The organism is Faecalibacterium sp. An192 (genome assembly GCF_002160175.1).
Classification (GTDB): domain Bacteria; phylum Bacillota; class Clostridia; order Oscillospirales; family Ruminococcaceae; genus Faecalibacterium.
The window spans coordinates 28,836-54,917 of sequence record NZ_NFKB01000018.1 but is presented as its reverse complement, the minus strand read 5'-3'; the positions used below and the strand labels follow the sequence as shown (position 1 = coordinate 54,917).

The following is a 26,082-nucleotide window of genomic DNA, read 5'->3' as shown; positions in this document are numbered from 1 at the left end:
ACTTGGACCTTGCTTTATACCAGGCGTTTGCTGCCGTTACTTCTTCGGACTGTCGTAACTGGTTTGCTTGTGCCGGTTATTGTTGATATTTTATGGGGTTGCTCTAGGCTACAGCAGTAAAACTCTTTGGACCAGTTTTGGAGATGTGGAAGTTTAGGTGTCTCGGGATCGAAAGGGGGAATTTGAACCCCAGGTGCTAAAAAGAACCAGACCAGCATAAGCCTGAATATCTATACGGCATTTCTGTCTCAGACAGCACCATAAACCGGATTACAGATAAGATTCTTCCCATCGCCAAAGGGTGGCAGCAGCCGCTGGAGTCCATCTATACAGTGATCTTTCTGGACGCCATCTGCTACCATATTCGCAGTGAAGGCCAGATTGTGAAGATGGCCGTCTACATTACCATTGGGGTCGATCTGGACGGAAGAAAAGATGTTCTGGGAATGTGGAGCGGAGAAAATGAGAGCGCCAAGTTCTGAGCAGCTATACTGAACGACTTAAAAACGGCGGTATAGAGTGCGTTTTTGCTGACTGCACAGATAACTTCATGGGATTTGACACAGCCATCCATGCAAGATTCTCTCAGACCGAGATCCAGAACTGTATCATCCACCAGGCCGTTGTGGATGAGCAGGTCGCGACGTCTTTGGGGAGCGCTGAGACAAGAAATACCCGAAAATCTCCCAGTCCTGAAGAGACAACTGGGCAAATCTGAGTACCTACTTCAAGTATTCCCAGGAGGTCCGGCGGCTGATCTACCATGAATAACATTGAGGGCTTTAATCGCCAGCTGTGCAAGGTAACCAAGTCCGTATTCCCCACCGATGACAGCCTGCTCAAAATGCTGCATCTGGCCATGATGGACATTACCAAAAAGAGGGCCGGACGGCGGCAGGACTGGAGTACGATCCACGCACAGATGGCGATCTACTTTGCCGAATGGATGCCCGAGTAACACCGCTGTGTCTGGATGTCAAGGATGAAATGAACGGCATTGCCGCCCTGGACGTCCATCCCCATTGGCGTTATGTTTTAGACACGGGCGGCAGATGGCCTGGCGCAGATGCAGGCCTTTGTGTTTCTATCCACGCCCTCCGCGAGGAGGGCGACCCGCCGTCTGAATATCAATAACAAGGGTATCAACCAATTTCTATCCACGCCCTCTGCGAGGAGGGTGACCCTTCGGCAGCCATGAGCAGAGTCAGATGGGCCAATTTCTATCCACGCCCTCCGCGAGGAGGGCGACCTGCCTTCAAGCAGCGCACCCGGGCCGCCGAGTGATTTCTATCCACGCCCTCCGCGAGGAGGGCGACGCGGCCCGCGCCCGCAGCGCCCAGCACACCCGGATTTCTATCCACGCCCTCCGCGAGGAGGGCGACCCGCCTTTTCCGCTGCGCTCAGCAGCGGCCCCATATTTCTATCCACGCCCTCCGCGAGGAGGGCGACGATTGCGGGCGTAGCCCTTGCGGAAATCCTTCACCATTTCTATCCACGCCCTCCGCGAGGAGGGCGACTGGAGCGGATGCAAAATCAGGTCCGCAAAATCCAATTTCTATCCACGCCCTCCGCGAGGAGGGCGACTTCGAGAGCGGGCTCTTTTTTTGTGCCAATCTCCCATTTCTATCCACGCCCTCCGCGAGGAGGGCGACCGGCCGGCCTGCGTGCGCCTATTCGCGGCGGCAACCTATTTCTATCCACGCCCTCCGCGAGGAGGGCGACGGAAACCATGTTTATGGGAGGCATGTTCTAATGATTTCTATCCACGCCCTCCGCGAGGAGGGCGACTCAGGCCCTGGAGCTTGATAGACGTTCCAGGGCGATTTCTATCCACGCCCTCCGCGAGGAGGGCGACCGGTTGAGAGGCGAAAACCCGACCCCGGCCACAGAGATTTCTATCCACGCCCTCCGTGAGGAGGGCGACGAGCTTATCCAGTACGAAGAAGCACAGGCCCGTTTATTTCTATCCACGCCCTCCGTGAGGAGGGCGACTCCAGATATGCGTGTAAGCAGTATGCGCCTGCAAAAATTTCTATCCACGCCCTCCGTGAGGAGGGCGACGAGCGCGGGGCGCTGGCATCAGCCTGCGGCTGATATTTCTATCCACGCCCTCCGTGAGGAGGGCGACCCCCCACCTATGCGGACATGGCGTCCGCCATCAAATTTCTATCCACGCCCTCCGTGAGGAGGGCGACACCGGCACCTTTGTGGCCGCCTAAAATCAAAAGGAATTTCTATCCACGCCCTCCGTGAGGAGGGCGACGACCGCCCGCAAGACCTTGTATTTCTTGTGCCGGTATTTCTATCCACGCCCTCCGTGAGGAGGGCGACTCGCCAACGGCAAGAGCCAAGCTGTCATGGATCAATTTCTATCCACGCCCTCCGTGAGGAGGGCGACGCAGCGGGGCGCCGTGGTGGAGGACTTCCAGCAATTTCTATCCACGCCCTCCGTGAGGAGGGCGACCTGCCCTTAGTAAGGCTTGGATGTGTGGCATCTCTAGATTTCTATCCACGCCCTCCGTGAGGAGGGCGACTTACCCCCGCGGCCATGATCGGCGACGAACACATATTTCTATCCACGCCCTCCGTGAGGAGGGCGACCCAGCAGGATGGCCAGGATATCGATGCAGTTGCGATTTCTATCCACGCCCTCCGTGAGGAGGGCGACCCGACGGCGGCGTCTGGAAACTGGAAGCCAAAAAATTTCTATCCACGCCCTCCGTGAGGAGGGCGACAGCAAATGTGACGGTCAAATGAGAATATAACCGCTGACATTTGTTCACAAAGATAAGGCTGACAAAAAAGACATCTGTATTTTATGCAGCCTGCAATGAATGAAGGAGACAATTTTATATTTTTACCATCCAGGAACAGTCAGAATCCGGTGCGAGGAAAGCGTGAAAGTTCTGCGGACTTCCGGCTCGCACAGAGGCGGCTGAAAGCAATCCCGTCCTTTACACTAAAAGGATTCCGTCCTGGGGCCATTGGGGCGTAAGTCCGATCTGCTCCACCTTGGATGCATAGTGATTGCCAAGACAGTAAAAACGGAGACTATCCGTTTCCGGATCAATCAGTGCAGCCAGTTCGGCTTTGAACAGAGCGTATTGCGCCGCATCCAGCATACATTCAAAAACGGAGTTTTGAACCCGCTGACCATAATTGACACAAGCTTTGGCCACGTTGCGCAGACGGCGCCGGCCGGCGGCCGTCTCGGTGTTCACATCATAGGTGACAAGAACCAACATAAAACCACCCGTTTATTTCCAAAAGAAAGGAGGATACCGATCCAGATCTCCGCGCAGAGTGCGGGCCAGCAGAAGGGCCTGAACATAAGGGACAAGCCCCCAGGGAATCTTTTCACCAAGAAAAGGATGCTGGATGGTTTGCTGTCTGCGCTGCTGCCAGGCAGTCAGAAAGGCGCGCCGCCCTTCGTCGGTCAGAAGAATGGCTCCGCTCTCCTGGCGAATGCAGTGTTTGGAGAGGATGGTTTTCTGATGGATGCAGGTCAGAACAAAGCGGTCTGCAAAGGCGGTGCGCAACTCTTCCATCAGATCAAGGGCCAGGCTGGTGCGCCCGGGGAGAGGGGTATGCAGAAAGCCGACATAGGGGTCCAGACCGACGCCTTCCAGTGCAGCGGCGCAGTCCCAGGCCAGCAGGGTATAGGCGAAGGAAAGAAGTGCGTTGACGGGATCGAGAGGCGGCCGCCGGCTGCGGCGGACAAATGCAAAGTCTTTTTTCTGCTGCAGAATCAGATGATCCAGAACGCCAAAATACAGCTGGGCAGCTTCTCCTTCGATGCCGCGAAGTTCCTCTGTGGTCATGGCATCCTCGATTTTGGGCAAGGCAGCAGCCAGCTGGGCCGAGACCGTCTTGAGGGTTTCCACAGGAACGCGCTGCGGATGATCGCGGGTGGCACGTTCCAGGACCCAGCGGGCGTTATACACTTTCCCCAGGAGAAATCCTTTGGCGTACCGACAACAGACGCCGGGGTCATCGGCAGTGCGAAATTGCTGCTGGCGAAGCAATACGTTGCCTCGGGTCTGGCCGACCGAGCGGGCCAAAAACTGCCCGCGGGGTGTAAAAAAGGCCAAATCTACGTTCCGCTGCGCACAGGCGCCCATCAGGGCAGGAGAAGCGCCCGGATAGGAAAAACAGAGGATGCCCTCCAGAGTGTGCAGCGGGAAACGGGCCGTTTCGGTTTGGTCCTGTTTGATGACAACGTTTTCGCCGTCCAGGGTCAGATAGCTGCTTTCGGTCAGGACAAACAGGGTATTCAGCAGCTTTCGCATGGTATTTCTCCTTCGGATTCCAGCAGGTAGGTGCGAACGTACCCGGCAGCATCGGCGCGGCGGCATAGGACAGGCAGACAAAGCTCTTTCAAAGAACAGGCGTTGCAGTGCTTTCCGGGTTTCACCTTGGGCGTATAACCTCGGGCAAAGAGACGGGACATTTCCTCCGCCATGGACTGGGCCTTCTGGCGAAGCTCCGGCGTAAGTTCCACGGTTTCTCGCCGCCGGGTCTCGGCATAGAAAAGGAACGCCTGCGGGATGGTGCAGACCAGCATTTCTTCCAGCGCCATTGCCTGGGCGCAGAGTTGGAGACGATCCGCATCGTTGATTTTCGGGGAGCCATGTTTATACTCCACCGGTACAGGAAGCCAAAGGCCCGGGTATCCTTCCAGTGCAATGCCTTCAGGGTCGGCGTGAAATTCCACCACGTCACAGGTGCCAGTCATTTTCAAGCGGTGGCTGACAACACGCATCCCCCGCACCACCAGGAGATTTCCACGCTTTTCATGGAAGGTTTCGTCGTGGCAGCGCTGATGCAGTAGCTGCCCTTCGGTGGTCTGGAGGTTTTCGGCCCACTGCTGCTCCAGGTGAATCAAAGCCCACTGACGCCGGCAAAAGGAAAAGTGCTGGATGCCGGACATCATCAGATAACCGTCGGTGTCCATCAGGACAGTCTCTCACAGGTGACGCCGGCAGGCAGCTGCTGGTCCACCGTCACCACATAGTCGCTGTACTTGCGGGGGACCGTCACGCCGGCGGCGTGGTCCACATGAACTGCGTCAAACAGTTTGTAGGCGGGGGCGTTGCCCAGCTCACTGTCGTGCTTGAAGACGATCAGTTCCCGCACCGCCATCTTGCCGCGGGCGGCGCTGTGGTCATTTTCAAACATATTCAGGATGGCCTGCCACAGAAGCTGCAGGTCTTCCTCCGAAAAACCGGTGACCTTGCGGGCCAGATTGGCAGAGACATACCCTTCGGCCCGGTACAAGCCATAGGGGACAATGTACTTGCGGCCCATTTCGGTGCCTTTTTTCTCGGCATCGGCCTCGGTAGTGATGGCCACCCGGGTGATGGTGATTTCCTGGGGCAGGATGGGGTCCACGCTGCGGGCAAAGCTCAGCTGAACGGGTCCCCGGACCTGGCCGCAGTTCAAAGCGCCTTTGACAAAGGTGGTCATCACCGCGCCGAAGGTGCGGATGTCATAGAAGTTGTGGCACATGAAGTCACGGATTTTGACGTCCAGGGTGGGGTCGTCCTTTTTGGCTGCCTTCAGGTCCTTGTCAACCCCCAGATAGGACAGGGCTTCGGCGTCGCTGCGCTGGAGGGGAACCTGGTCCTTGATGTAGATTCGGTAGCCCTCGGCGTCCTCTTTGGCCGTTTCCACATAATTGCGGATTTTCCGCTTCAGGCATACGTCGGTCACCAGGCCATAGCCGGTTTCCGGGTCCACCCGGGGCATATTGCCGGAATCGGGGTCGCCGTTGGGGTTGCCATTTTCGACATCAAACAGAATGACGAAATCATAGCGGTTCTTGATGGGCTCGGACATGGTTACTTCTCCTCCTTCTTGGTGTAGCGCTTCTGGGTTTCGTGATAATATCCGATCTGGAATGCACTCTGTTCCGGCAGCGTCATCCGGGCGGGCAGGGTCTCGGTGATACGGCTGCTCAGTTCGGTGATCTGTTTGTCATAATAGGTGGCAATGCCGCCGTCCAGCTTATTCAGGTGCTTTTGAGCCAGATTGATGAGAGTAGGAAAGACCAGAGCCGGGGTGGCAGATGCCGAATTGAAATAGCGGTTTTTGATGGTGGTGTTGATCCCCGGATTGGCGCGCTGCTGCACAGCTTCCAGGACCGAAAACAGACGCCCCAACACATAGGGTAGATAGGTGCTTTGTTCGTTCAATTCCATGGTCATAACCTCCTTGAGCTGTTGATTGCTGGAATTGCGCAGATAGTAGGCTTTGAGGATAGCGGCCTGTCCCCAGCTGATATCCTGCTGGGCGCGGATGCGGAGCTGGACGCCGTCCAGCAGGGTGGCGGGGTAAGGGGCATTGTTCAGAATGGCCAGCAGCAGATCGCCGGCCAGACGGGGGCTGGGTTCGGGGCGCTTGGACCCGGCGGGCACTTTGCGCACCGTTTCCAGCACCATGCGCCAGACCGTGAGAGACGAAGTCTGGTCATAGGAGGGACGGACGATCCGCAGACGGTTATAATGAGCGTCCAGATTTCGGGCCAGCTGCCCGAAGCTGTTCTGCCAGAAAAAGCGGACCGACAAACGGGCAGCATTGGGGGCAAGGCCCAGAACATAAAACCGGGTATTGGGGTCCAACCGGCTTTCCTCCCAGTCAATGGCATGACCGCTGGCCAACTGCTTCAGGGCGTTCAGAAGATCGTTTTCCTGGTAGGCAGGGGCATCGGAGCCCATGCCGCCGAACAGGGCGGCCATGGCGCAGTCTTGATAGGCGTTGCCAGCTCCCTCGGCCCACAGTACAATCGTGGTGTCTCCCACCCGGCAGACGTGGTTGCGGTCGGCCAGCAGGGTGTTCAGGGCTGTTGTATAGGCAAAAGCGGCATATTCGCTGGTGGGAGCATTGGCTCCCTGCTCGTGGTCATAGGAACAGAAGGCGGAGGCGTTGAAGGACACCAGTGAAGCGCCGCTGCTCTGGGCGCCAGCCACCCCCTTGATGCTGGGATGAAGCTGGGCCAGGGGGCCGCGGCGGCCGGTGACCAGACAGAGAATATCCGGTTCGCCGGCGTCGTCTCCGCCGTCATAGTGGCGCTGCCACGCCTCACAGATGACGGGGTCCTCCGCAGCCGGGCGGTCCTGATACCAGAAGGTTAGATTGCCGCCCTTCATCAGGTCCTCCCAGTCTTCCAGCAGGACGGGACAGTCTGCGGCCCGGGCGGGGTCCCAGTTCTCAAAAAAGCGTACAATGGCCCGGGCAGCAGGGGAATCTGCGTCCCGCAGGAGACTTAGATGCAGTTCCTTGGCGGCTGCAAAACATTGGGCGGTTCGCTGGGGTTTGCCCTTGTTGTCTGCGCCCAGCAGATAGCCGCTGTTGTCCCAGAGAAAATTGGGCGCCACCCCTGAAGAACGCTTGACAGGGGCGGGGAGGGAATATTCCTGCGGGGCAAGAACCATCTTTTTGCCCCGGGAGACTTCCTGCTGCAGGTGCAGCAGCTGCACCAGATGGCCGTCGTCGTCCAGCAGCAATCCGTAGGAAATTTTGGAGAGGTTCCAGCCGGGCCGGGCAATGGTGCCAAGGTTCAGCAAATCCTCATAATAGTGGGTAAGTGCCTGCAGGATCATCGGAGCACCTCGCAATCCCGAACGTTCAGAACGCCGTTGTCCAGTTTGGCGCGGAAATAGGTGGGGGTAATGTGCTGGGGATCAGAATAGTCGAAATCATACAGCATCAGGCCCAGATCCCGGGTTTCCGGGATGGTGGGAATGGGACCGCCCGGCCAGCGCCGGAAGGATGCGGAAAACTCCCTGCACCCCAGATACGGGGTGTTGAAGCACTGGCCCCGCTCCATCCGGCGGGTGACAATATCCTGAAATTTGCCGGGATTGTCGGACAGAGAGGCCTTGTCGGTCATATCAAAATGGGCCTCTATGACATAGTGGACATCCTGCAGCAGCAGGGAGGAACGCTGTACGATTTCCTGGGGCGTGGCCAGGTATAAATCCTGTTTGCCGCCCTGGGCTGCCTGGCGCACATTGCGGGCCGAAATTTTGCTCATGACCTCGTTGCGCCGGATGCTGACAAAGCGGATGGGATTCATCACATAAATGCGGTCAATGTGCCACCGCAGACCAGGATGATAATAGATGGCTTCCACCATCCCGCGGGCCGCCGAAGGGGTGGGCACGTCATACGAAGCTCGCTCCACCTTCAGTTCGGGCCTGCTGAACAGGGCGTAAGGCCCCCAGACTTCCAGTTGGATCACTGCGATAACTCCTTTCTTCAATTAAATGTAATTTAAAATTGATTGCGATATGATTCTATACCCGATCCCCAAAACTGTCAAGACAAACCGGCAGATTTGTTGCATCGTCCAAATCAACCGCATGTAAATTGTGAAATTTGAGGGGTGAATTTGCCTTCAGCCCCATGATTCGATATAATAAAGGCGTCAGCAACTGCTGTGGATAGAAAAAATTAGATGTACTTTGTAGGAAAGCGGCGGCAAGGAAGGATCTTGCCGCCCTTTTCTTATGCCATCATCCAAAAAGAGCTTTTCCGGTCTCCGCCTGCAGGGCAAGGCCGGTATCGCGGCTGTAGAGAGAAAGATCCGTCAGGACATAGCTGTCACCGTCCAGCGGCGTTGCGGTGCCTGCATCCAGCAGGTTTTTCAGGTGGTCCGGGTAAATGTTGACGGCATACTGTCCCAGCTTCCGATAGAGAGAGCGGCTGGCATACCCGGCCCGCAGCTGGTCGATTAGGCTTTGGCCCTGATCTACGGGGATGTAGAGGGTGACGGTAGACTTATCAATCAAATGAAAATGTTCCGCCACCCAGGCAAAGGGAAGCATACAGCCCTGGATTCCCTTGCAGAACGCGTCCAGCACACCTTGGGCATCCAGAGAGGCATTGCCTTTCAAGGTTCGGTAAAAGGTGAAGTAAGCCTCAATAGCCTGGGGACTGGCGGGGTCGGAACACTGCCTCAGGACATTGTGGGCGGCGTCTGCGCAGGCCTGTATGGAAGAAAGGGGCCGTACCCCTTCCAGACGGAACACCGAGACCAGACTGTCCGCCGCATCCCGTTTACCCTCCCGGTTGCAGCGTCCGGCGGTCTGCAAGATGGAGTCGAGACCGGCTTCCTCCCGCCAGGCGGTGGGGAAGTCTACATCCACACCGGCTTCAATCAGGGATGTAGAGATCACCCGGCAGGGAAGCCCCTCCTGCAGGCGGGAACGAATCTGGTGCAGCAGGCGTTTGCGATCAACTGGGCAGAGCAGAGTGGTCAGGCAGAAGCGGCCTTCCGGTGCCACCAGGGCGCCCAGTTCCGGAACGGTGGCCCGGCGGTTGACCACACAGAGGGTCTGGGGCTGGGCGTTCAGCCGGGCGGCCAGGTCTTCCAGGGAGAGAGTGCCGGCCTGACAGAGGGTGGTCCGGCAGAAAAAGCTGTAGAGCGCCTGGGTGTCAGGACAGATTTCCCGGATGGAAAGATGGGGCGCCAGCTCTGCGAACAGAGGCTGGAGGGCTGGCTGGGTGGCGGTGCAGAGCACCGCTGTCACCCGGTAATACTGAACCAGCTGCCCAATGGCCTCCACACAGGGCCGCAGATAGGAAACCGGCAGGGTCTGGGCCTCATCAAAGATGACCACGCTATTGGCGATGTTGTGAAGTTTGCGGCAGCGGGAGGAACGGTTCCCGTAGAGAGATTCAAAGAATTGCACCGACGTGGTGACGATGACCGGAGCGTCCCAGTTTTCAGCGGCCAGAGCTTTCCGGTAAAAGGAAGGATCGGTCTGGTCTCCATTCACCTGGTAGTCTGCGCCGGAGTGATGCTCGATGACGTTTTCTTCTCCCAGAACTTTCCGGAAAATTTCGGCGGTCTGGTCGATGATGGAGGTATAGGGGATCACATAAATCACCCGGTCCTTGTGGGCGGCCTGGGCATGGGCCAGGGCGAAAGCCAGAGAAGAAATTGTTTTGCCGCCCCCGGTGGGAACCGTGAGGGTGTAGAGTCCGCTGGTTCCGGTTTGTCCGGCGTGGAGACATTGCTCCAGAATTTCACAGCGCTTTTGATTGAGGGGTGTGGTGGGATTCTGCCAGGGGGCAATGTACTGCTGCAGGCGGTGGAACAGAACCGGAATGGAATCGTATCCGCCCCGGGGGGCGGCGCGGCCCTGCATAAAGGTTTCGGTGTCCAGAAAATCTGCGTCCACCAGGCAGGAGTACAGCATCCGAATGTAAAAGGCTTCGCTCAGATTATCCATCGGGATCTGGGGCGGCCGCCGGGCCGAAGGCAGAGCAGGCTGTTCGGTGTGCCAGGCATCGCAGGAGGGGATGGTTCGCTTCATCCGTGCACATAAGGTGCTGCCTTCCGGGCTGTCTGTGGCAGCACCCCCGTCCGGCAGACCAGCGTGGTGTCCGGCCACCGCAAAAGCAGCCTCCAGCTGCCGCTGGGCAAAAGCTTCCTTTGCTCCGGCGGTGGAATGGTCAACGGTGACTGCCTGGCCCTGGAGCCGCTTTTGGAAGGCTTCGCTGTATTTGCCGATGTCGTGGAGCAGACCGGCCAGCCGGGCCTGTTCCTCTGCCCCGAAGGCGGATCCGAAGTCCTGGGCCAGGGCAGCTGTGCCCTGCAGATGTTCCAGGATGGTCTGGGCGCGGGCTTTGTCCTCGGTTTGGTGGGCGAGAAAGTGGGTCTGGGTCCGGGCTGGTTCCATGCAGATACATCCTTTCTAACCAGAATCGAGCATTCTTTTTTGTTTTTATGATAGCACAGATAAAATACGATAGAAAGGACTTATACAGCATTTTCAGAGAAAAGGTTCCGCGTTTTCCTTTTACAGATGGATCTGTAAAATAGGTTGATTACGCATTGACCTGGAGCGTGAATTGTCAAAATGCACAAAAATGCATCACTTGTTTTGAGCTATATGTGAGCAAAGCTCTTCGTTTTCCACAATGAAGCGCAAGATAGTTTGAATTCTTTTTTATTTTTGCAAGATACTCGGATGACGCATCCGTGGCTAAATGGTACAATAAGCACGTAAATCATGCATGATATCGAAGGTTCTGATGAAAACTGACGCGCAATAGTCCAGCGCACAGCTTTCAAAAAATGGGAAGAAAGGAAAATCCATGACCATTCAAAAGAAAATCGGCGCGGCTGTCTGTGCGGCTGCCCTGTTGGTGGCAGCCGGCACCTTTGTCCAGGTGTACAGCTCCAACAACTCCTCCGCGGCCGAGATCCGTCTGGCCCACAACCAGCAGGAAGGCTCCGAAATTGCGGATTCCATCGCCCTGTTTGCGGACTTTGTGGCGCAGACCGATACCGACATGGAGGTAAAGATCTACCCCTCGGGTGTGCTGGGCACCGAGAACGAGGAAATCGAGATGGTCCAGGCCGGCATCCTGGACATGGCCAAGGTCAGCTCCAACACCCTGGAGCAGTTTGATGACCGCTATGCCATCTTTGCCATCCCCTATCTGTTTGTGGATCAGGATCACTACTACACCGCCATGGAGGAGAGCCAGGCCGTCAAGGATTTGTTCACCTCCACAGCGGACCAGGGCTTCATCGCCATCGGCTACTACGCCAACGGTTCCCGCAACTTCTATCTGAAAGAAGATGTGGCCGTCACCGACCCGTCGGTGCTGGCCGGCAAAAAGATCCGGTCCATGGTCAGCTCCACCTCCATGGAGATGATCGAGGCCATGGGCGGCTCGGCTGTTCCCATGTCCTCCAGCGAGACTTATACCGCCCTGCAGCAGGGCATGGTGGACGGCGCGGAGAACACCGAGCTGGCCCTCACCGTCAACGGCCACGAGGACCTGGTCAAATCCTACACCTACACCGAGCACCAGTACTCCCCCGATATCTACATCATCAGCACCGACACCTGGAACAGTCTGACCCAGGAACAGCAGACCGCCCTGGTGGAAAGCCTGGAAAAGACCAATGAAAACTTCAAGAGCCTGTACAGCGACATGATGGCCGACGCCATTGCAGAGGCCCAGGAGCATGGGGTCCATATCTACTACGATATCGACAAGACCGCTTTCATTGAGGCGGTGCAGCCCATCCATCAGGAATACTGCGCCCGCGGCGATGAATACCGCGCCCTGTACGAGGACATTCAGAATTACGCCGACTGAGCGAGGAGGAAAGCGCAATGAAACGTTTAACCGCGCTTCTGGATAAAATCCTGGAAGTGATCCTGTCCATCATGGTGGTCCTGATGGTGTTCGGGTGCGTGTATCAGATCTTCACCCGTTTTGTTTTGCAGAATCCCAGCGACTGGACCGAGGAATTTGTCAAATACGTCCTGATCTGGACCACCATGCTGGGCGTCCCCTACGCCTATGGCCGGGACAAGCACATCTCCATCGGCTTTGTTACCGGCACCTTTACCCCCAAGGGCCTGGCCATGGACAAAATCTTCAATGATATTCTGATTCTTCTCATCAGTGTGGTCATCATGATTGCCGGCGGCATCATGGTTACTTCCAACGCGGCAGGCCAGGTGTCGGCCGCCCTTCAGATCCCCATGCAGGTGTATTACAGCGGCGTGCCGGTTTCGGGCGTGCTGATGGTGCTCTACAGCATTCCCCGCCTGATGGACCATGCCGCCGAACTGAAAAACAGCTGTGAGGAGGTCAAATAAATGGAGATTTCAGCCGCGATCGTATTGATTATCCTGTTCGCCTTCCTGCTCATCATGGGGACGCCGGTGTCTTTCAGCATCATCACTTCCGCCGCCGTCACCATCACTATGTTCCTTTCCCCCAAGTTTGCCATGTTCATTGCCGCCCAGAAGCTCACCACCGGCATCGACAGCTTCAGCCTGCTGGCGGTTCCCTTCTTCATCCTGGCCGGCAACCTGATGGGCAGCGGCGGCCTGGCGCAGCGCCTGGTGAACCTGGCCATGCTGGTGCTGGGCAAGGTGCCCGGCTCCCTGGCCCTGACCAACATTGCAGGCAACGCCATGTTCGGCTCCCTGTCCGGCTCGGGCATTGCCGCCGCTTCCGCCATGGGCAGCGTCCTGAACGGACCCGAAAAGGACGCCGGCTATGAGGAGGAATTCTCCGCCGCCACCAACATCGCCACTGCTCCTGTGGGCCAGCTGATCCCGCCCACCAACGCCTTTATCATCTACTCGGCCGCCTGCGGCGGCGTCTCGGTGGCCACTCTGTTCATTGCCGGCTGGATTCCCGGCCTGCTGTGGGCCGGCCTGTGCATGGTGGTGGCCTTCTGCTTCGCCAAAAAGAACGGCTATGTGGTCCGCAACGCACAGAAACTCACCGCTTCCCAGGTCCTCAAGACCATCTGGGACGCCGTGCCCAGCCTCCTTATGATTCTCATCATCATCGGCGGCATTCTGGGCGGCGTGTTCTCTCCCACTGAGGCCAGCGGCATCGCCGTGGTCTATGCCTTCCTGCTGTCGGTCCTGATCTACCGCAGCATCAAGCTGTCCGAAATCAAGGACATCCTGGTCAATACCGCCACCATGACCACCATCGTCATGCTGGTCATCGGCGCATCCTCGGTGCTCTCCTTCGTTCTGTCCTTCACCGGCCTGCCCCAGGCCATCAGCAATGCCCTGCTGTCGGTCACCGACAACAAGTACATTCTGCTCCTCATCATCAACCTGATCCTTCTGGTCGTGGGCACCTTCATGGATATGGCCCCCGCCCTGCTGATCTTCACCCCCATCTTCCTGCCGGTCATCAACAGCATCGGCATGGACCCCGTCCAGTTTGGCGTCATGATGGTCATGAACCTGGCCATCGGCACCATCACCCCGCCGGTGGGCAGCGTCCTGTTTGTGGGCTGCAGCGTGGCCAACCTCAAGGTGGAAAAGGTGGTCCCCCGCCTGATCCCCTACTTTGGAGCCATTGTGATCGGCCTGCTGCTGGTGACCTTCATCCCCGCTTTGAGCCTTGGCTTGCCGGGCCTGTTCGGTATGCTATAATAGCTGAAAAAACAGCTGTTTGACAGAAAGGGCTGCCCCGGTGCAGCCAGGAGCCCCTGCCCGGCTCAGGAAGGAGACCCCATGGAAGAAACCGGCTTTGTTGCGTATGGCGCCTCGGTGAACGGCATCTCTCTGGAGCATGTGAACCGCCGCCGCGAACACAACATGAGCGTCCGCCATTTTCACGATGAATACGAGATTTTTTACATCATGGACGGCTACCGGCAGTTCTTTTTCAACAACCGCTCTTTTCTGGCCGGCAAAGGGGACCTGGTCCTCATTGACAGCGACATGATTCATATGACCCGCTGTCCCGACCACTGTGAGCCGGGGTATGAGCGGATGATTTTGTACATCACCAGCCAGAAGATGGCCCAGATGGACGCCAAGTTCCCGGATCTGAACTTTGCCGCCTTTTTCCGCAAAAATCCGGGCATCTACCACCTGAACCCGCGGCAGCAGGAATTCTTTCTGCAGATGTGCGGGCGTTTTCAGGAAGAAGAAACCCGCCGCGCCTTTGGCTACGCCCAGGCCATCGAGGCCAACACTGTGCTGCTGCTCCTGAGCCTGGTGCGGGAGCTGACCGCCGGGGAATCCATCCTGCCCCTGTACCAGGATGAAAAGTACAAATGCGTGTACCAGCTGGCGGACTATCTCACCCAGCACTACGCCGAGCAGCATTCTCTGGACCAGCTGGCGGCGCAGTTTTACCTCAGCAAGTTTTATATGTGCCGCCTGTTCCGCAGGGTGATTGGATATTCGGTCAGCGAATACCAGACCATTCTGCGGATACAGAAGGCCCGGGAATACCTGGAAAAAACCAAATGGAGCGTCTCAACCATTGCGGAGCGGGTGGGCTACAACAGCCTGACCCACTTTGAGCGGGAGTTCAAGCGCTATATGACCGTTTCCCCGCTGCGATACCGTGGAACCCTGCACACCGTGACCGCTTTTGATGTTTCCACCGACTTTATGCAGCCGGCCGACAATCTTACAAGGGAGGAAAGGGAGTCAACTCCTGACACAGAGCTATGAAAATCAATGAAAAGGAATTACGGGAAAAGCTGGATCTGGTGATTCAGAAACTGATGCACCTGGGCGGCCCTGAGAATGAGGACAGCCTGAAAGAGGGCGGCGAAGCCATCGGCTTTTTCAAGCGGGACTTCGGCATCCAGGAATGGGACTGGCCCCAGGGGGTAGGCCTGTATGGCCTGCTGAAGGTGATGCAGTGCGACCACTGCCAGGAGTACCGGGAGTTTCTGGACGACTGGTTCCGCCAGAACCTGGCCCTGGGCCTGCCCAGCCGCAACATCAACACCACCACCCCGCTGCTGACCCTGGTGGAGCTGAACGAGCTGTGCCATAACGATGAATACGAGGCCCTGTGCAAGGATTGGGCCCACTGGCTGATGCACTGCCTGCCCCGGACCCAGGAAAACGGCTTTCAGCATGTGACCAGCGCCAACGGCGACCGGCTGGGGGTGCGGCTCAACGAGAACGAGCTGTGGATTGATACCCTGTTCATGACGGTGCTGTTCCTCAACCGGATGGGCCTGAAGTACAACCGGCAGGAATGGATTGACGAGGCCATGCATCAGGTTCTGATCCACATCAAGTACCTCTATGACACCCACACCGGGCTGTTCTACCACGGCTGGAGCTTTAACCGGATGGACAATTTCGGCGGCGTGTTCTGGTGCCGCGGCAACAGCTGGTTTACCCTGGGGATTCTGGACTACATCGATATGTTCAAGGGCACTCTAAACGCCGGGGTCAAGACCTTCATTCTGGACACCTATAAGGCCCAGGTGGCTGCCCTGAAGCGTTTGCAGGCCCCCAGCGGACTGTGGCACACCGTTCTGGACGACCCCACCAGTTATGAGGAGGTATCCGGCAGCGCAGCCATCACCTGCGGCATCCTCAAGGGGATTCGTCTGGGGATTCTGGACGACTCCTATCTGGACTGCGCCCAGCGCGCCATCCAGGCTCTGCTGCGGAACATCGACACCGACGGCACCGTGCTGAACGTCTCCGGCGGCACCGGCATGGGAATGAACGCGGACCACTATAAAAACATTCTCATTGCCCCCATGGCTTATGGTCAGTCCCTGACCATTCTGGCCCTGGCCGAGGCGCTGCAGCATCTGTAACCCGGGAGGTCCGCCATGAAACTTGGTTGCCGCGCCCACGATTATGGCCGCCACAGCCCCGGAGATCTGGCGGCCCTGCTGGCGGGCAGAGGGTACAATGCCTGCCAGCTGGCCCCGGTCAAGGGGCTGATGGGGGTGGAGAGCTACCGCCAGCTCACCCTGGATGACGCTTCCGCCATCGGAAAAGCCTTTCAGGATGCCGGTGTGGAGATCAGCGTCCTGGGCTGTTATATGGATCTGAGCAGCCCCGATTCCGCTGCCCGCCGCGCTGCTGTGGAAAATGTCATCCACTGCCTGAACCTCCAGAATGCCATGGGCGCCCGTTGCGTCGGCAGCGAGAGCAGCTATGAGCATCTGGACGCCGAAGAAAAGGCCCGGCGGTTTCCCCTTCTGGAGGACAGCGTCCTGCGGATCACCGAGGCCGCAGCCCGGTGCGGCGGTGTGTTCGCCATAGAACCGGTATTCTGGTACCCGCTGGACAGCATCCAGCGGACCCAGGCCCTTCTGGAACGGGTGGCCGACCCGCAGCATCTGGCCCTGATTCTGGACCCGGCCAACGTGCTCAAACGCCGGGATCAGCCCCATCAGGGAGAAATCTGGACCGCATGGCTGGAAGCGTTCGGACCCCGCATCCGGGCCATGCATATCAAGGACTTTGTCCTGGAGGGGGACACCTATTGTCCCCGGGGACTGGGTCAGGGCGTGATGGATTACACCGCCATTCATTCCTGGCTGGTTCGCTGCCGCCCTGACCTGCCTCTCCTGCGGGAGGAGGTCCAGCTTTCCCGGGATGCCGCGGATCTGGACTTTATGCGGCGGCTGGCGGAACCGTGACCTGTTTTGACAAAATCCAATCATTTGGGAGGTAAATAACCATGTCTGTCTGTACTGCAAAATCCTTTGACCTGACCGGCAAAGTGGCGCTGATCACCGGCGCATCCTACGGCATCGGCTTCGCCATCGCTACCGCCATGGCCAACTGCGGCGCCACCATCGTGTTCAACGACATCAAGCAGGAGCTGGTGGACAAGGGCGTGGCCGCCTACAAGGAGGCCGGCATCAACGCTCACGGCTACGTCTGCGACGTCACCAACGAGAACGCCGTCAACGAGATGGTGAAGAAGATCACCGAGGAAGTAGGCCACATCAACATTCTGGTGAACAACGCCGGCATCATCAAGCGCATTCCCATGTGCGACATGACCGCTGAGCAGTTCCGCCAGGTCATCGATGTGGACCTGAACGCTCCCTTCATCGTGTCCAAGGCTGTGATCCCCGACATGATCGCCCAGGGCGGCGGCAAGATCATCAACATCTGCTCCATGATGAGCGAGCTGGGCCGTGAGACCGTTTCGGCCTACGCAGCAGCCAAGGGCGGCCTGAAGATGCTGACCAAGAACATTGCCTCCGAGTACGGTGCTTACAACATCCAGTGCAACGGCATCGGACCCGGCTACATCGCCACTCCGCAGACCGCACCTCTGCGTGAGATCCAGCCCGACGGCAGCCGTCATCCCTTCGACCAGTTCATCATCGCCAAGACCCCGGCCGGCCGCTGGGGCGAGGCAGAGGACCTGGGCGGACCTGCTGTCTTCCTGGCTTCGGATGCTTCCAACTTCATCAACGGCCACATCCTGTATGTGGACGGCGGCATCCTGGCTTATATCGGCAAGCAGCCCCAGTAATAAGCCATTCTCTCCCATTCTGAAAAAGCACCGGGCTCTGGTTTTCGGGGCCCGGCCCTTTTTTCGCCCTTTGAAGAAAAACAGGGGCTGTTGCAAAACGAAAGTAGAGCGGCAGCCCCTTTTCCATAGACCTTTATGTTGAAAAGTCCGTTCAGAAGGGCTTTTTATGGAGATTGCGTTTAAAACCTCACGCCTTTCGAGAAAAATAGCACAGCAAAGCTGGACTTCTTCATAAGAGGAAGCCCGGCTTTTTGCGTTTTCAGAACCTTGAAAAATCTATTCTTTTTTTGAGAGAGAAAATATAAAGCCTTTTTACGGTAGAGAAATTCAAAAAACACCTGGAAAATGATTTGCTGCCCTATTTGAACCGTGATTCTGTTCTCATTTTGGATAATATGAAGTCTCATCACACCAAAGCTGCCAAGGATCTCCTGGATCAGGCGGAGGTTCATTACATCTATCTTCCGCCATCTAGTTCGGACTTGAACCCCATTGAAAAGCTCTGGTCAAAGAGAACGGTTCTTTTGAAAAATTCAATCAGAAAAATCCCGCAAAGCAGGAGCAACTCTGCATTTGCGGGATTTTTAGGAGAAGAAAAACGCAATAGAAGGGGAGGATAGAGGTGTTTACAGGCCGGCCTGTTCCAGCTGCTGGATGGCGGTGCACATCAGCAGGAAGGCCCCTACGCCGTGGAGGTCGTTCACTGAGCAGGGACGGCCGCAGTAGAATTCGTAGCTGCCGACGCCGGTGCCGACGCAGACCCCTCCGATCTGGAGGTCGTCGCCCTCCCAAGTCAGGCTGCGGATCACACCCTCATAGGCGGCGTGGGCTTTTTCAGCATAGGACGTGGGCAGCATACCCAACAGGACCGCTCGGGCCAGAGCGGCAGCAAATAGGCAGGTACAGGAGTTTTCCGGCCAGTTTTCGGGGCGGTCAGGCTTATTGACCACCTGGTACCAGCGGCCGTCGGGGCCCTGATAGCGGCAGATGGCTTCCAACAGCTCGGGCACAATGGCCTGCAGCTGGTCATAGCCGGGGTCAGAGGGGGACAGCTGTTCCAGATCATCCAGAATGGCCACCGGTACCCAGCCCAGGGAACGGCCCCAGAATTCAGGCGCCAGGCCGGTATCCGGATCACACCAGTCTGCCTGATGGGTTTCATCCCATGCATGGTACCACAGGCCGGTTTTCGGATCGCGGGTGTGTTCTTTCATCAGCAGAACATGGCGGATAACATCCTCCCGCAGATCGGGCCGGTTGTACCGGCGTCCATACTCAGCCAGGAAAGGCCCGATCATGTACAGGCCGTCCAGCCACATCTGGCCAGTATGCCGCACTTTGTGGTAAAATCCGCCGCACGCACAGCGGGGAACATCCGGCACCTGAGCATAAACCGACTGGATAGCCTTTTCGTACCGGGGGTTCTGGGTTTGATCCAGCACCGGGTACAGCAGAATGCCGGGCTGGATGTCATCCAGATCGGCGTGATCGTACAAAAGGATGCGGCCCTCCTCATCGATGACTGAGTCCAGCCAGTCCTTTGCGTAGTTGAAATAGCGCTCATCGCCGGTGAGCTGCCAGGTTTTCAGCACACCGGAAAGAAAGACGCCCTGGTGATAGTGAAAATGTCCCTTGGGCGGAAGGTCCGGTGCGGCAAATTTCCGCATCATGGTGTCACAGGCGGCGCGGGCATACTCTACAGGGGTTTTCATGGTGTGCAGCTCCTTTTGGATGGAATGTTGTTGTGCTTCCATTATAGCCGCGGGATGCGTGCAATGTACATATAAATCTTTTCACAAAGTTTCAAAATTTATAGTTTTTACCAGATACCAGGAAGGAAATCTCTTGTGCGGGCTTCCGGATTTATGATAGTATAAATCTTGCCGGAAGTTGCAAAAGCGGCCGGCATGCGGCGAAGCTTTTGTCAAGGAGGACGGAGGAAGATTTCATGTATCGGGTTCTGCTGGTGGACGACGAAGAAAGTGTATTGAAAGTTTTGAAAACGAGCATTGACTGGCAGGCTATGGGCGTGGAGACGCCCATGACCGCGGCGGATGGAATGCAGGCGCTGGAGATGATGGAGAGAGAATCATTCCATATGCTGATTACGGACATTAAGATGCCACGGATAAGCGGGCTGGAACTGATTCGCCGAGTGCGGTGCCTTTACCCGGAGACCCGGTGCATTCTGTTGACGGCCTACAGTGAGTTTGACTATGCCAAAGAGGCGATTCAGCTGGGCGTGGAGAACTATCTGCTGAAACCGGTGCAGAAAGAGGAACTGGAAAACACGGTCCAGAGCACCATGGCGAACCTCTACCGGCGCCGGAGCACAGGGGAGAATATGCTGTACGACAACATTCTTCACCGCTGGCTGACTGGCAGCATCTCAGAGGAAGAGCTGGGCGAACGGGCCGGCGTGCTGGGGCTGAATCTGTACCTGCCCCAGTACTGTGTGGTGGGGATCACCAAGCGCCGCAAAGACAGCACCAGCAGCCTGTTCCGATCCGCCTGCCTGGAGCAGCTGAGCAGGCAGTACGAAGTGTATCACTGCTGGAATGACAAAGGGATGTTTGTGATGATTCTGGGCGGGCGGAGCCTTGCGCAGGATCAGCTGGAAAAAGAACTGTGCATTTTGGCCCGGCAGCAAGGAGCGGAAGATCAGGTGGTGGCGGCAATCGGCGGGGTGGTCAGTGACCCCCAGGCGCTGCATCTGAGCTATTCTCTGGTGTGCGACATGATGGAGCTGGCGGATTTGAATCAGACCGGCGTGATGCTGAATATCCATGCCGACACCCGTTCGCCGGACGCAGACCAGTTGATCGAGGACCTGCGAATGTTCTGCTATCGGGCACCTGGCGGAAAGGACAGCAATGTCATTGCTGTTCAGCTGTACTGGAGTGTGCCGTACAAGGGTGCAGACGAATGCCTTCATCATGTGATCTATGCCTATCTGCGGGTGCTGACCAGTGAGTTTCCCGAGCAGGAAAATTCCCAGGAGCAGCTTTATAAACGTTTTGGAACCAGAAGCCGGGAGGCCACAGGGGACGAGGCTGTGCAGATGCTGAGCAGTGCGCTGGAATGGATGCGGGCCGACTTTGAAAAGCGGCTGGATGTGCTGAGTCCCATCGTACGGCTGGCCATCCGGTACATCCATGAGAGCGTCCGCAGCGGCGACGGAGGGTCCATCAAGGAGTTCAGCTCCAAAACCGGGGTCAATCCAGCCTATCTGGGACATCTGTTCAAAGAAGAAACGGGCAACTTTTTCAATAGCTATCTGATGCAGTGCAGGATAAACCGATCGGTGATCCTGCTGAAAAAACCCAACAGTAAGATTAAGGATGTAGCCAGTCAGGTGGGATTTGCCTCCACCAGCTATTTTGTCCGCTGCTTCCGGGAGAGCAAAGGCGTTTCGCCGGCCCGTTACCGGATTGGAAGGGAGGAGCAGTCTTGAACACAAAAGTCCAGAAAGGTCTTTTTGCACAATTTGGTTTGCGCTGGATGATGGCGGTGTTCCTGATTGTCTCGGGGATGATTGCGGCCATCGCCTGCCAGTATGCCTATCAGCAGAGCCGCAGCGCGCTGCTGCAGGAATTGGACCTGCGGCTTCAGCGGGTGGCCACCGAGTATGAAAACCTGGTGGATGATTTCTGGTCCCTGTACATTTCGGTGTTCTCTCATCAGGAGGATATGCTGTTTTTTTACCGCTATTATTCCCAGCCCGCCGATCAGGCGCTGCCCTCGGAGGAAAAGGTCGAGCTGCGGCATATTCTCTCAGAGATGGCCCTGCGGGACGGGGCGGTCCAGTGGATTGCGGTCTATGCGCCGGTGCGGCGGGTGAATTATATTTATTTTACAGCCGACGGTGCCCTGATCGAAATGCCGGAGGACTTTGCCTACCGCAGCGAGCTGGACGTGAAAAAGGACCGGATGGAGATTTATCCGGTGAAAAATGTGACCACCAGCGAGAGCTCGTATCTGGGACTTGCAATTGCAGGCGGCGTGCCCAGCTACGGCAATCTGGAGGGCTCGGTGCTGGCCAACTACAACATCAACAATCTGGTTCAGCTGTGTCAGATTGAAAGCCAGATGGAAAGCCTTCAGTTTGACATCACAGCCGACGGCATCCCTATTTTTTCTTCCGGCCAGCAGGCCCGGCAGTGGGAGGGAGAGATTCAGCCCGGCACCAGTGGGGTGCAGGACAGCGCAGGGCAGAAATGGTATGTCAGCACCTCCGAGATCTGCCCCCATGGGGCCTGCATCAGCTATTCGATTTCCTGGGACGAGCTGGTCTGGAAAGCCAGCGCCAGCGTTCGAATGATCCTGTTTTTTGTGGTGTTTTTGTGGGTGGCAGCAGCCGTGGTGTTCTATCAGTTCATGGTCAAGCGGATTCAGGGGGAGATTGAGGTGATCCGGGGCGGGCTGGCCCGCCTGGGCAGCAACGAACTGGATTACCGGCTGCCCATGAATTTCCGCCAGCCTGAGCTGACGGTGATTGCCGGGTCCATCAATCAGATGGCGGCGGACCTGCAACAGATGATCGAGCGGGTCTACGACTATGAGCTGCGCCGCAAAGAAGCCGAGCTGCAGGAATTGCAGGCTAAATTTAACCCGCATTTTCTGTACAATACCCTGGAGATTTTCCGCGCCCGGTGCTACGAGCACGGCGATGAGGAGACAGCGGACCTGATCGCCCAGACTGCGGCCAATTTCCGCAGCCTGATCGGCTCGCGGAATTTCATCCCGATGCAGGAGGAACTAAACGCCAGCAAGCGCTACCTGAGTCTGGGCCGGGCGCGGCATGATGATGAGGTGGAGGTGGAATACGACATCGACACCAGGGTGCTGCAGTTCGGCATCATCCGGAATGTCTTTCAGCCGCTGATCGAGAATTACTTTGAACATGGCTACGACGGCGAAAAGGAGGAGAACTTCATCCGGATTCGGGGCGAGCTGGCAGAGGATGGATTGATTTTGTTTGAGGTGGAGGATAATGGCCAGGGTATGCCGGCCGAGGAGATGAAGCAGCTGAATGAGCGTCTGCATGCCCCCATCCGGACAGAACAGGAAAGCTATGGCCTGAAAAACCTGCACCAGCGGCTGCGGTTGTTTTATGGTGACCCCTGCGGCCTGGTCTTGTGCCCGCGGGCAGGGGGCGGCCTCAAAGTGGAAGTCAGGGTCCGGCAGATGAAGGTAGATGCTTCGGCTCCGGAAGGCAGCACTGAAAAAGCAGCCCAGTCCTGAAAAAGCGCAAAAAGATACCCCGCGCGTTCCCAAAGAACGGCGGGGTATTTTTATTGTCAGGACTGGCTGGGGGTAATATGTACGTTCTGTGCCGAAACATCCTGGATGAAGTCGGGGAGGGTAAAGCTGCGGCTGGCCCGGATGTCCAGATCCTGAATGGTGAGATGGGACAGGCTGTATTTGGACGGATCGGGGGAAAGGGCAAAGCAGGCGTTGCAGTCGAAGGAGCAGCCCCGCAAATAGATGTGGTCGGCGGCGGATACCGGGATATCGGTGCGGCCTTTGGGGTCAAAGAACTGGGTCCAGGCGTTGACGTTGAAAAAATTGCCAACTTTGCCGCTGACGTCCTCCACGGCGATGTATTCGTAATGCTGGGGAGTATCGGGACGCATTTTGAGCCAGAGGAAATTCAGGGAAGTGAGGATTTTGGACCGGCGCAGCAGGATGTTCCGACTGTGGATGCACTCAGAGCCCACGGTCAGGCAGCCGTAGCAGAAGCCATAGGTGCAATCCTCAATGAGGATGCGCTCGTTGGAACCGTTTTCGGGCAGGGTGTCAGCCCAGGGGCCTTTGCCGCCCTTGAGGACCACCGAGTCGTCATTGACTTCAAAGTAACAGCCTTTAATTAAGATGTCGGTGCACACGTCGATATCGATGGCATCGGTGCTGGGTGCTTTGACGGGGTGAGAAGGGGAAAAGACCCGGCAGTTCAGATATTTTACATGATCGCACCGGTAAAGATGGTTGGTCCAGAAATGGGAGTTTTGAAGGCGGACATCGGCCACCAGGACGTTGCGGCAGTGGGAGAGGTAGACCAGCCGGGGGCGCTGTTCGTCTTTGTTGGTGCACTGAGGGTTCCAGCTGCGGCGCAGCCAGAAAGCCCGCCAGGAGCGCATCCCGTTGCCGTCAATGGTTCCGGGGCCGCAGATGGTGAAGCCGTCCAGCCCGTCGGCGTTGATGAGGGCTGCAAAGTACTGGCAGGATTCACCCTCGATCCGTGTCTGGCACAGGGGATAGTCGGCGATGTCGTCGCTGCCCCGGAGGGTGGCTCCCTCCGACAAATAGAGGTTGACGCCCTGCCGGAAAAACAGGGAGCCGGTCATGTAGGTGCCGGCAGGCACCACAATGACACCGCCGCCCTCGGCGGCTGCGCGGTCAATCAGGGCCTGGATCTCGGCGGTGTGGATCCGCCCGTCGTCCAGGATGCCGCAGTCGGTCAGGACATAGGGCTTGCCCAGGTCTGCCAGGGAGGGAATATGTGTGTCGTAAAACCAGGGGTCGATAGGGGTGCCGTCGGGGAAACAGTGGTCAAAGCGTTCCATATCAGATCGCATCCTTTCTTTTTTAATTCCAGGGTGAGTATAACACACCGGCACGAAGAAAACAGCTTTCCCGCAGACGCAGCAATAATTATTTATATTATCTTGGATTTTTTCTATATACACAAAAACAAAGTACAGTTTACAAGGGACTACACAGGGTAGGTATCTGACGGGAGGGGTGCCGCCAGTCAGATTTTCCATGTGATGTTCAAGCTGTCGCTTGTGGCGGCTATGGTGGTGATCATCAAATCCACCACACGCCGCTTGTCATCAAAAGATACATTCTCCCAGGTATCGAGGTAGCCGGAAATCTGGCTGACCTGTTCCGGGCTGATGGCCTCCACAGTCAACTCCGCTATCCTTGCCAGAAGTTCCTGCTTGCGCCCGTCCAGTTCCGCTATCTTCACATTCACATAGGAGAACAGGACATTGTTTGCCCCCGTCAGACTGTCCACCAGCTTTTCAATCTCGCTGTCTACATGGGCAAGTTCCACTTGCAGGGCGGTGATTTTCGGGTTTGCCTTTGCCGCTTTCTTTTTTCCTGTCAGCGTCTTGTAGCTTGCCAGCTTCTTTACCATCTGCTGATAAACAACCGCTTCCAGTTCCGAAGTGATGATTTTCCCACAGCCAGGACAGCTTTTATTGTCCAGCCGTTTCGTGCAGCGGAGATACTGTTTGCCGGAGGGATTGTAGATACTCATAAGAGCATACCCGCAATTCCCGCACTTGATTTTTCCTGCCAGCCATGTGTGGGTGGCTTTCCGGGCAGACTGGATTTTCATGTTGTTCATCAGCTTCTTGCGGCAGGTCAGCCAGGTGTCGGAGGGGACGATACCCTCATGGGGAGCCAGTACCAGCATTTGGTCTTTTAAGTCGTTTTTCTTGCTGGCCTTTACATCTCGCCCTTGATACAGATAGCAGCCGTTCATGCCCGTAAAATCGGCAACGTCATTGACAATGACTGTACCTTGACTTTTGAAAAATTCGTACACATCAAGGTCTGCCTGCACATAGACAGGATTGCGTAACATCTGCGCCAGCGTGGGGCGTATCAGCTCTTTGCCATGGAACAAAATCCCCTGTTCGGCAAAGTACCGGGTAATGTCCCCGTAGGAAGTTGTGGGCTGGGCGTACATCTCAAACATCAGCCGGATATTGGCCGCTTCCTCCGGGTTTACCACCAGCTTCTTTGTGTTGATACCGTCCATCTTGATAGGCTCCGTATGGAAGCCGTAAGGGGCTTTCCCGCCCATCTTAAAGCCCCGCTGACTGCGGGAGTAGTAAGCGTCCGTTACCCGCTTCTGTATCGTTTCCCGTTCAAGCTGGGCGAACACGATACAGATATTCAGCATGGCCCGTCCCATCGGCGTGGAGGTATCAAACTTTTCCGTAGAGGACACAAACTCCACATTGTACTGCTGGAACAGCTCCATCATGTTGGCAAAGTCCAGAATGGAACGGCTGATACGGTCGAGCTTGTAAACCACGACCTTTGCAATCAAGCCCCGCTTGATGTCCCGCACCAGTTCTTGAAACTTCGGACGGTCTGTGTTCTTGCCGCTGTACCCTTTGTCTGTGTATTCCTTGCAGTTACCGCCTTTCAACTCGTATTTGCAAAATTCAATCTGGCTTTCAATGGAAATGCTGTCCTTTTTGTCTACCGATTGTCTTGCATAGATTGCGTCTATCCGATTGTTCATATTGTCGCTCCTTTTCTTAAAAAAGAAACGGAGCTGCTGAC

23 protein-coding genes and 1 CRISPR repeat array are annotated in these 26,082 nt (G+C 56.7%); of the genes, 12 read left to right on the top strand and 11 right to left on the bottom strand.

The window, feature by feature from the left end:
* The first annotated feature begins 239 nt into the window (after nucleotides 1-239).
* From B5F27_RS17495 to B5F27_RS17485, 3 genes are read left to right on the top strand one after another with little or no spacing between them, the layout of a single operon-like run.
* Nucleotides 240-482, top strand: a complete 243-nt coding sequence (locus tag B5F27_RS17495; protein ID WP_343214634.1) for a transposase — start codon at nucleotides 240-242, stop codon at nucleotides 480-482.
* Entirely contained in the window at nucleotides 479-718 is a 240-nt protein-coding gene (locus tag B5F27_RS17490; RefSeq protein ID WP_343214633.1) for a transposase, read from the top strand. Before B5F27_RS17495 ends, B5F27_RS17490 begins: the two co-directional genes overlap by 4 nt.
* A 45-nt stretch (nucleotides 719-763) precedes the next feature.
* Entirely contained in the window at nucleotides 764-958 is a 195-nt protein-coding gene (locus tag B5F27_RS17485) for a hypothetical protein (protein ID WP_242962122.1), read from the top strand.
* Nucleotides 959-1,080: 122 nt separating this feature from the next.
* Nucleotides 1,081-2,735: a CRISPR direct-repeat array (repeat unit 33 nt; unit sequence ATTTCTATCCACGCCCTCCGTGAGGAGGGCGAC).
* 219 nt (nucleotides 2,736-2,954) lie between these two features.
* On the opposite strand, the gene cas2 is transcribed toward B5F27_RS17485, so the two are convergent.
* The 7 genes from cas2 to B5F27_RS07525 form a co-directional block, all read right to left on the bottom strand.
* Nucleotides 2,955-3,245 (bottom strand): CRISPR-associated endonuclease Cas2, encoded by a 291-nt coding sequence (gene cas2 / locus B5F27_RS07555; protein WP_087365985.1) that lies wholly within the window; start codon nucleotides 3,243-3,245, stop codon nucleotides 2,955-2,957.
* Nucleotides 3,246-3,257: 12 nt separating this feature from the next.
* Nucleotides 3,258-4,289 (bottom strand): type I-C CRISPR-associated endonuclease Cas1c, encoded by a 1,032-nt coding sequence (cas1c, locus tag B5F27_RS07550; protein ID WP_087365982.1) that lies wholly within the window; start codon nucleotides 4,287-4,289, stop codon nucleotides 3,258-3,260.
* The gene (cas4, locus tag B5F27_RS07545; RefSeq protein ID WP_087365979.1) at nucleotides 4,274-4,954 is read right to left on the bottom strand and encodes a CRISPR-associated protein Cas4; all 681 of its coding nucleotides are present in this window, start codon (nucleotides 4,952-4,954) and stop codon (nucleotides 4,274-4,276) included. The genes cas1c and cas4 overlap by 16 nt, the downstream gene beginning before the upstream one ends.
* Entirely contained in the window at nucleotides 4,954-5,838 is an 885-nt protein-coding gene (cas7c, locus tag B5F27_RS07540) for a type I-C CRISPR-associated protein Cas7/Csd2 (protein WP_087249186.1), read from the bottom strand. Before cas7c ends, cas4 begins: the two co-directional genes overlap by 1 nt.
* 2 nt (nucleotides 5,839-5,840) lie before the next feature.
* Nucleotides 5,841-7,601: a type I-C CRISPR-associated protein Cas8c/Csd1 gene (gene cas8c, locus B5F27_RS07535; protein WP_087365976.1), complete on the bottom strand. Its 1,761-nt coding sequence runs from the start codon at nucleotides 7,599-7,601 to the stop codon at nucleotides 5,841-5,843.
* Nucleotides 7,598-8,242 (bottom strand): type I-C CRISPR-associated protein Cas5c, encoded by a 645-nt coding sequence (gene cas5c / locus B5F27_RS07530; protein WP_242962121.1) that lies wholly within the window; start codon nucleotides 8,240-8,242, stop codon nucleotides 7,598-7,600. The genes cas8c and cas5c overlap by 4 nt, the downstream gene beginning before the upstream one ends.
* A 274-nt stretch (nucleotides 8,243-8,516) precedes the next feature.
* Entirely contained in the window at nucleotides 8,517-10,688 is a 2,172-nt protein-coding gene (locus B5F27_RS07525) for a CRISPR-associated endonuclease Cas3'' (protein WP_087365969.1), read from the bottom strand.
* 418 nt (nucleotides 10,689-11,106) lie between these two features.
* Here B5F27_RS07525 and dctP point away from each other — a divergent pair, with 418 nt between their 5' ends.
* The 7 genes from dctP to B5F27_RS07490 all read left to right on the top strand — a co-directional run bounded on the left by dctP (nucleotide 11,107) and on the right by B5F27_RS07490 (nucleotide 17,775).
* On the top strand, nucleotides 11,107-12,123 hold the full coding sequence (gene dctP, locus B5F27_RS07520) for a TRAP transporter substrate-binding protein DctP (RefSeq protein ID WP_087365966.1): 1,017 nt from the start codon (nucleotides 11,107-11,109) through the stop codon (nucleotides 12,121-12,123).
* Between the two features lie 17 nt (nucleotides 12,124-12,140).
* Nucleotides 12,141-12,632 (top strand): TRAP transporter small permease, encoded by a 492-nt coding sequence (locus tag B5F27_RS07515; RefSeq protein ID WP_087365963.1) that lies wholly within the window; start codon nucleotides 12,141-12,143, stop codon nucleotides 12,630-12,632.
* On the top strand, nucleotides 12,633-13,940 hold the full coding sequence (locus B5F27_RS07510) for a TRAP transporter large permease (protein WP_087365959.1): 1,308 nt from the start codon (nucleotides 12,633-12,635) through the stop codon (nucleotides 13,938-13,940).
* A gap of 81 nt (nucleotides 13,941-14,021) precedes the next feature.
* Entirely contained in the window at nucleotides 14,022-14,975 is a 954-nt protein-coding gene (locus tag B5F27_RS07505) for an AraC family transcriptional regulator (protein ID WP_087365956.1), read from the top strand.
* Nucleotides 14,972-16,090: a glycoside hydrolase family 88 protein gene (locus B5F27_RS07500; protein ID WP_087365952.1), complete on the top strand. Its 1,119-nt coding sequence runs from the start codon at nucleotides 14,972-14,974 to the stop codon at nucleotides 16,088-16,090. Before B5F27_RS07505 ends, B5F27_RS07500 begins: the two co-directional genes overlap by 4 nt.
* Nucleotides 16,091-16,105: 15 nt before the next feature.
* Nucleotides 16,106-16,924, top strand: a complete 819-nt coding sequence (locus B5F27_RS07495; RefSeq protein WP_087365949.1) for a sugar phosphate isomerase/epimerase family protein — start codon at nucleotides 16,106-16,108, stop codon at nucleotides 16,922-16,924.
* Nucleotides 16,925-16,965: 41 nt separating this feature from the next.
* Nucleotides 16,966-17,775, top strand: coding sequence for a gluconate 5-dehydrogenase (locus tag B5F27_RS07490; protein WP_087365946.1), 810 nt, complete (start codon nucleotides 16,966-16,968; stop codon nucleotides 17,773-17,775).
* Nucleotides 17,776-17,954: 179 nt separating this feature from the next.
* On the opposite strand, the gene B5F27_RS16915 is transcribed toward B5F27_RS07490, so the two are convergent.
* Both B5F27_RS16915 and B5F27_RS07480 read right to left on the bottom strand, forming a co-directional pair.
* Nucleotides 17,955-18,227 (bottom strand): hypothetical protein, encoded by a 273-nt coding sequence (locus B5F27_RS16915; RefSeq protein WP_144066493.1) that lies wholly within the window; start codon nucleotides 18,225-18,227, stop codon nucleotides 17,955-17,957.
* 174 nt (nucleotides 18,228-18,401) lie between these two features.
* Entirely contained in the window at nucleotides 18,402-19,487 is a 1,086-nt protein-coding gene (locus B5F27_RS07480; RefSeq protein WP_087365939.1) for a glycoside hydrolase family 88 protein, read from the bottom strand.
* 236 nt (nucleotides 19,488-19,723) lie between these two features.
* Here B5F27_RS07480 and B5F27_RS07475 point away from each other — a divergent pair, with 236 nt between their 5' ends.
* Nucleotides 19,724-21,229 (top strand): response regulator, encoded by a 1,506-nt coding sequence (locus B5F27_RS07475; RefSeq protein WP_087365937.1) that lies wholly within the window; start codon nucleotides 19,724-19,726, stop codon nucleotides 21,227-21,229.
* Nucleotides 21,226-23,019: a histidine kinase gene (locus tag B5F27_RS07470; protein ID WP_144066492.1), complete on the top strand. Its 1,794-nt coding sequence runs from the start codon at nucleotides 21,226-21,228 to the stop codon at nucleotides 23,017-23,019. The genes B5F27_RS07475 and B5F27_RS07470 overlap by 4 nt, the downstream gene beginning before the upstream one ends.
* A 56-nt stretch (nucleotides 23,020-23,075) precedes the next feature.
* Here the strand turns inward: B5F27_RS07470 and B5F27_RS07465 are convergent, their stop codons facing one another.
* Both B5F27_RS07465 and B5F27_RS07460 read right to left on the bottom strand, forming a co-directional pair.
* The gene (locus B5F27_RS07465) at nucleotides 23,076-24,341 is read right to left on the bottom strand and encodes a glycosyl hydrolase family 28 protein (protein ID WP_087365931.1); all 1,266 of its coding nucleotides are present in this window, start codon (nucleotides 24,339-24,341) and stop codon (nucleotides 23,076-23,078) included.
* Between the two features lie 188 nt (nucleotides 24,342-24,529).
* Complete coding sequence (locus tag B5F27_RS07460; RefSeq protein WP_002575864.1) at nucleotides 24,530-26,041, bottom strand: recombinase family protein; 1,512 nt, start codon at nucleotides 26,039-26,041, stop codon at nucleotides 24,530-24,532.
* Nucleotides 26,042-26,082: the final 41 nt, after the last annotated feature.

Coding starts and splice junctions, on each gene's coding strand:
- B5F27_RS17485 (WP_242962122.1), top strand. CDS start 764: ATGAATAACATTGAGGGCTTTAATCGCCAGCTGTGCAAGGTAACCAAG.
- cas2 (WP_087365985.1), bottom strand. CDS start 3,245: ATGTTGGTTCTTGTCACCTATGATGTGAACACCGAGACGGCCGCCGGC.
- cas1c (WP_087365982.1), bottom strand. CDS start 4,289: ATGCGAAAGCTGCTGAATACCCTGTTTGTCCTGACCGAAAGCAGCTAT.
- cas4 (WP_087365979.1), bottom strand. CDS start 4,954: ATGGACACCGACGGTTATCTGATGATGTCCGGCATCCAGCACTTTTCC.
- cas7c (WP_087249186.1), bottom strand. CDS start 5,838: ATGTCCGAGCCCATCAAGAACCGCTATGATTTCGTCATTCTGTTTGAT.
- cas8c (WP_087365976.1), bottom strand. CDS start 7,601: ATGATCCTGCAGGCACTTACCCACTATTATGAGGATTTGCTGAACCTT.
- B5F27_RS07525 (WP_087365969.1), bottom strand. CDS start 10,688: ATGGAACCAGCCCGGACCCAGACCCACTTTCTCGCCCACCAAACCGAG.
- dctP (WP_087365966.1), top strand. CDS start 11,107: ATGACCATTCAAAAGAAAATCGGCGCGGCTGTCTGTGCGGCTGCCCTG.
- B5F27_RS07515 (WP_087365963.1), top strand. CDS start 12,141: ATGAAACGTTTAACCGCGCTTCTGGATAAAATCCTGGAAGTGATCCTG.
- B5F27_RS07510 (WP_087365959.1), top strand. CDS start 12,633: ATGGAGATTTCAGCCGCGATCGTATTGATTATCCTGTTCGCCTTCCTG.
- B5F27_RS07505 (WP_087365956.1), top strand. CDS start 14,022: ATGGAAGAAACCGGCTTTGTTGCGTATGGCGCCTCGGTGAACGGCATC.
- B5F27_RS07500 (WP_087365952.1), top strand. CDS start 14,972: ATGAAAATCAATGAAAAGGAATTACGGGAAAAGCTGGATCTGGTGATT.
- B5F27_RS07495 (WP_087365949.1), top strand. CDS start 16,106: ATGAAACTTGGTTGCCGCGCCCACGATTATGGCCGCCACAGCCCCGGA.
- B5F27_RS07490 (WP_087365946.1), top strand. CDS start 16,966: ATGTCTGTCTGTACTGCAAAATCCTTTGACCTGACCGGCAAAGTGGCG.
- B5F27_RS16915 (WP_144066493.1), bottom strand. CDS start 18,227: ATGAACCTCCGCCTGATCCAGGAGATCCTTGGCAGCTTTGGTGTGATG.
- B5F27_RS07480 (WP_087365939.1), bottom strand. CDS start 19,487: ATGAAAACCCCTGTAGAGTATGCCCGCGCCGCCTGTGACACCATGATG.
- B5F27_RS07475 (WP_087365937.1), top strand. CDS start 19,724: ATGTATCGGGTTCTGCTGGTGGACGACGAAGAAAGTGTATTGAAAGTT.
- B5F27_RS07465 (WP_087365931.1), bottom strand. CDS start 24,341: ATGGAACGCTTTGACCACTGTTTCCCCGACGGCACCCCTATCGACCCC.
- B5F27_RS07460 (WP_002575864.1), bottom strand. CDS start 26,041: ATGAACAATCGGATAGACGCAATCTATGCAAGACAATCGGTAGACAAA.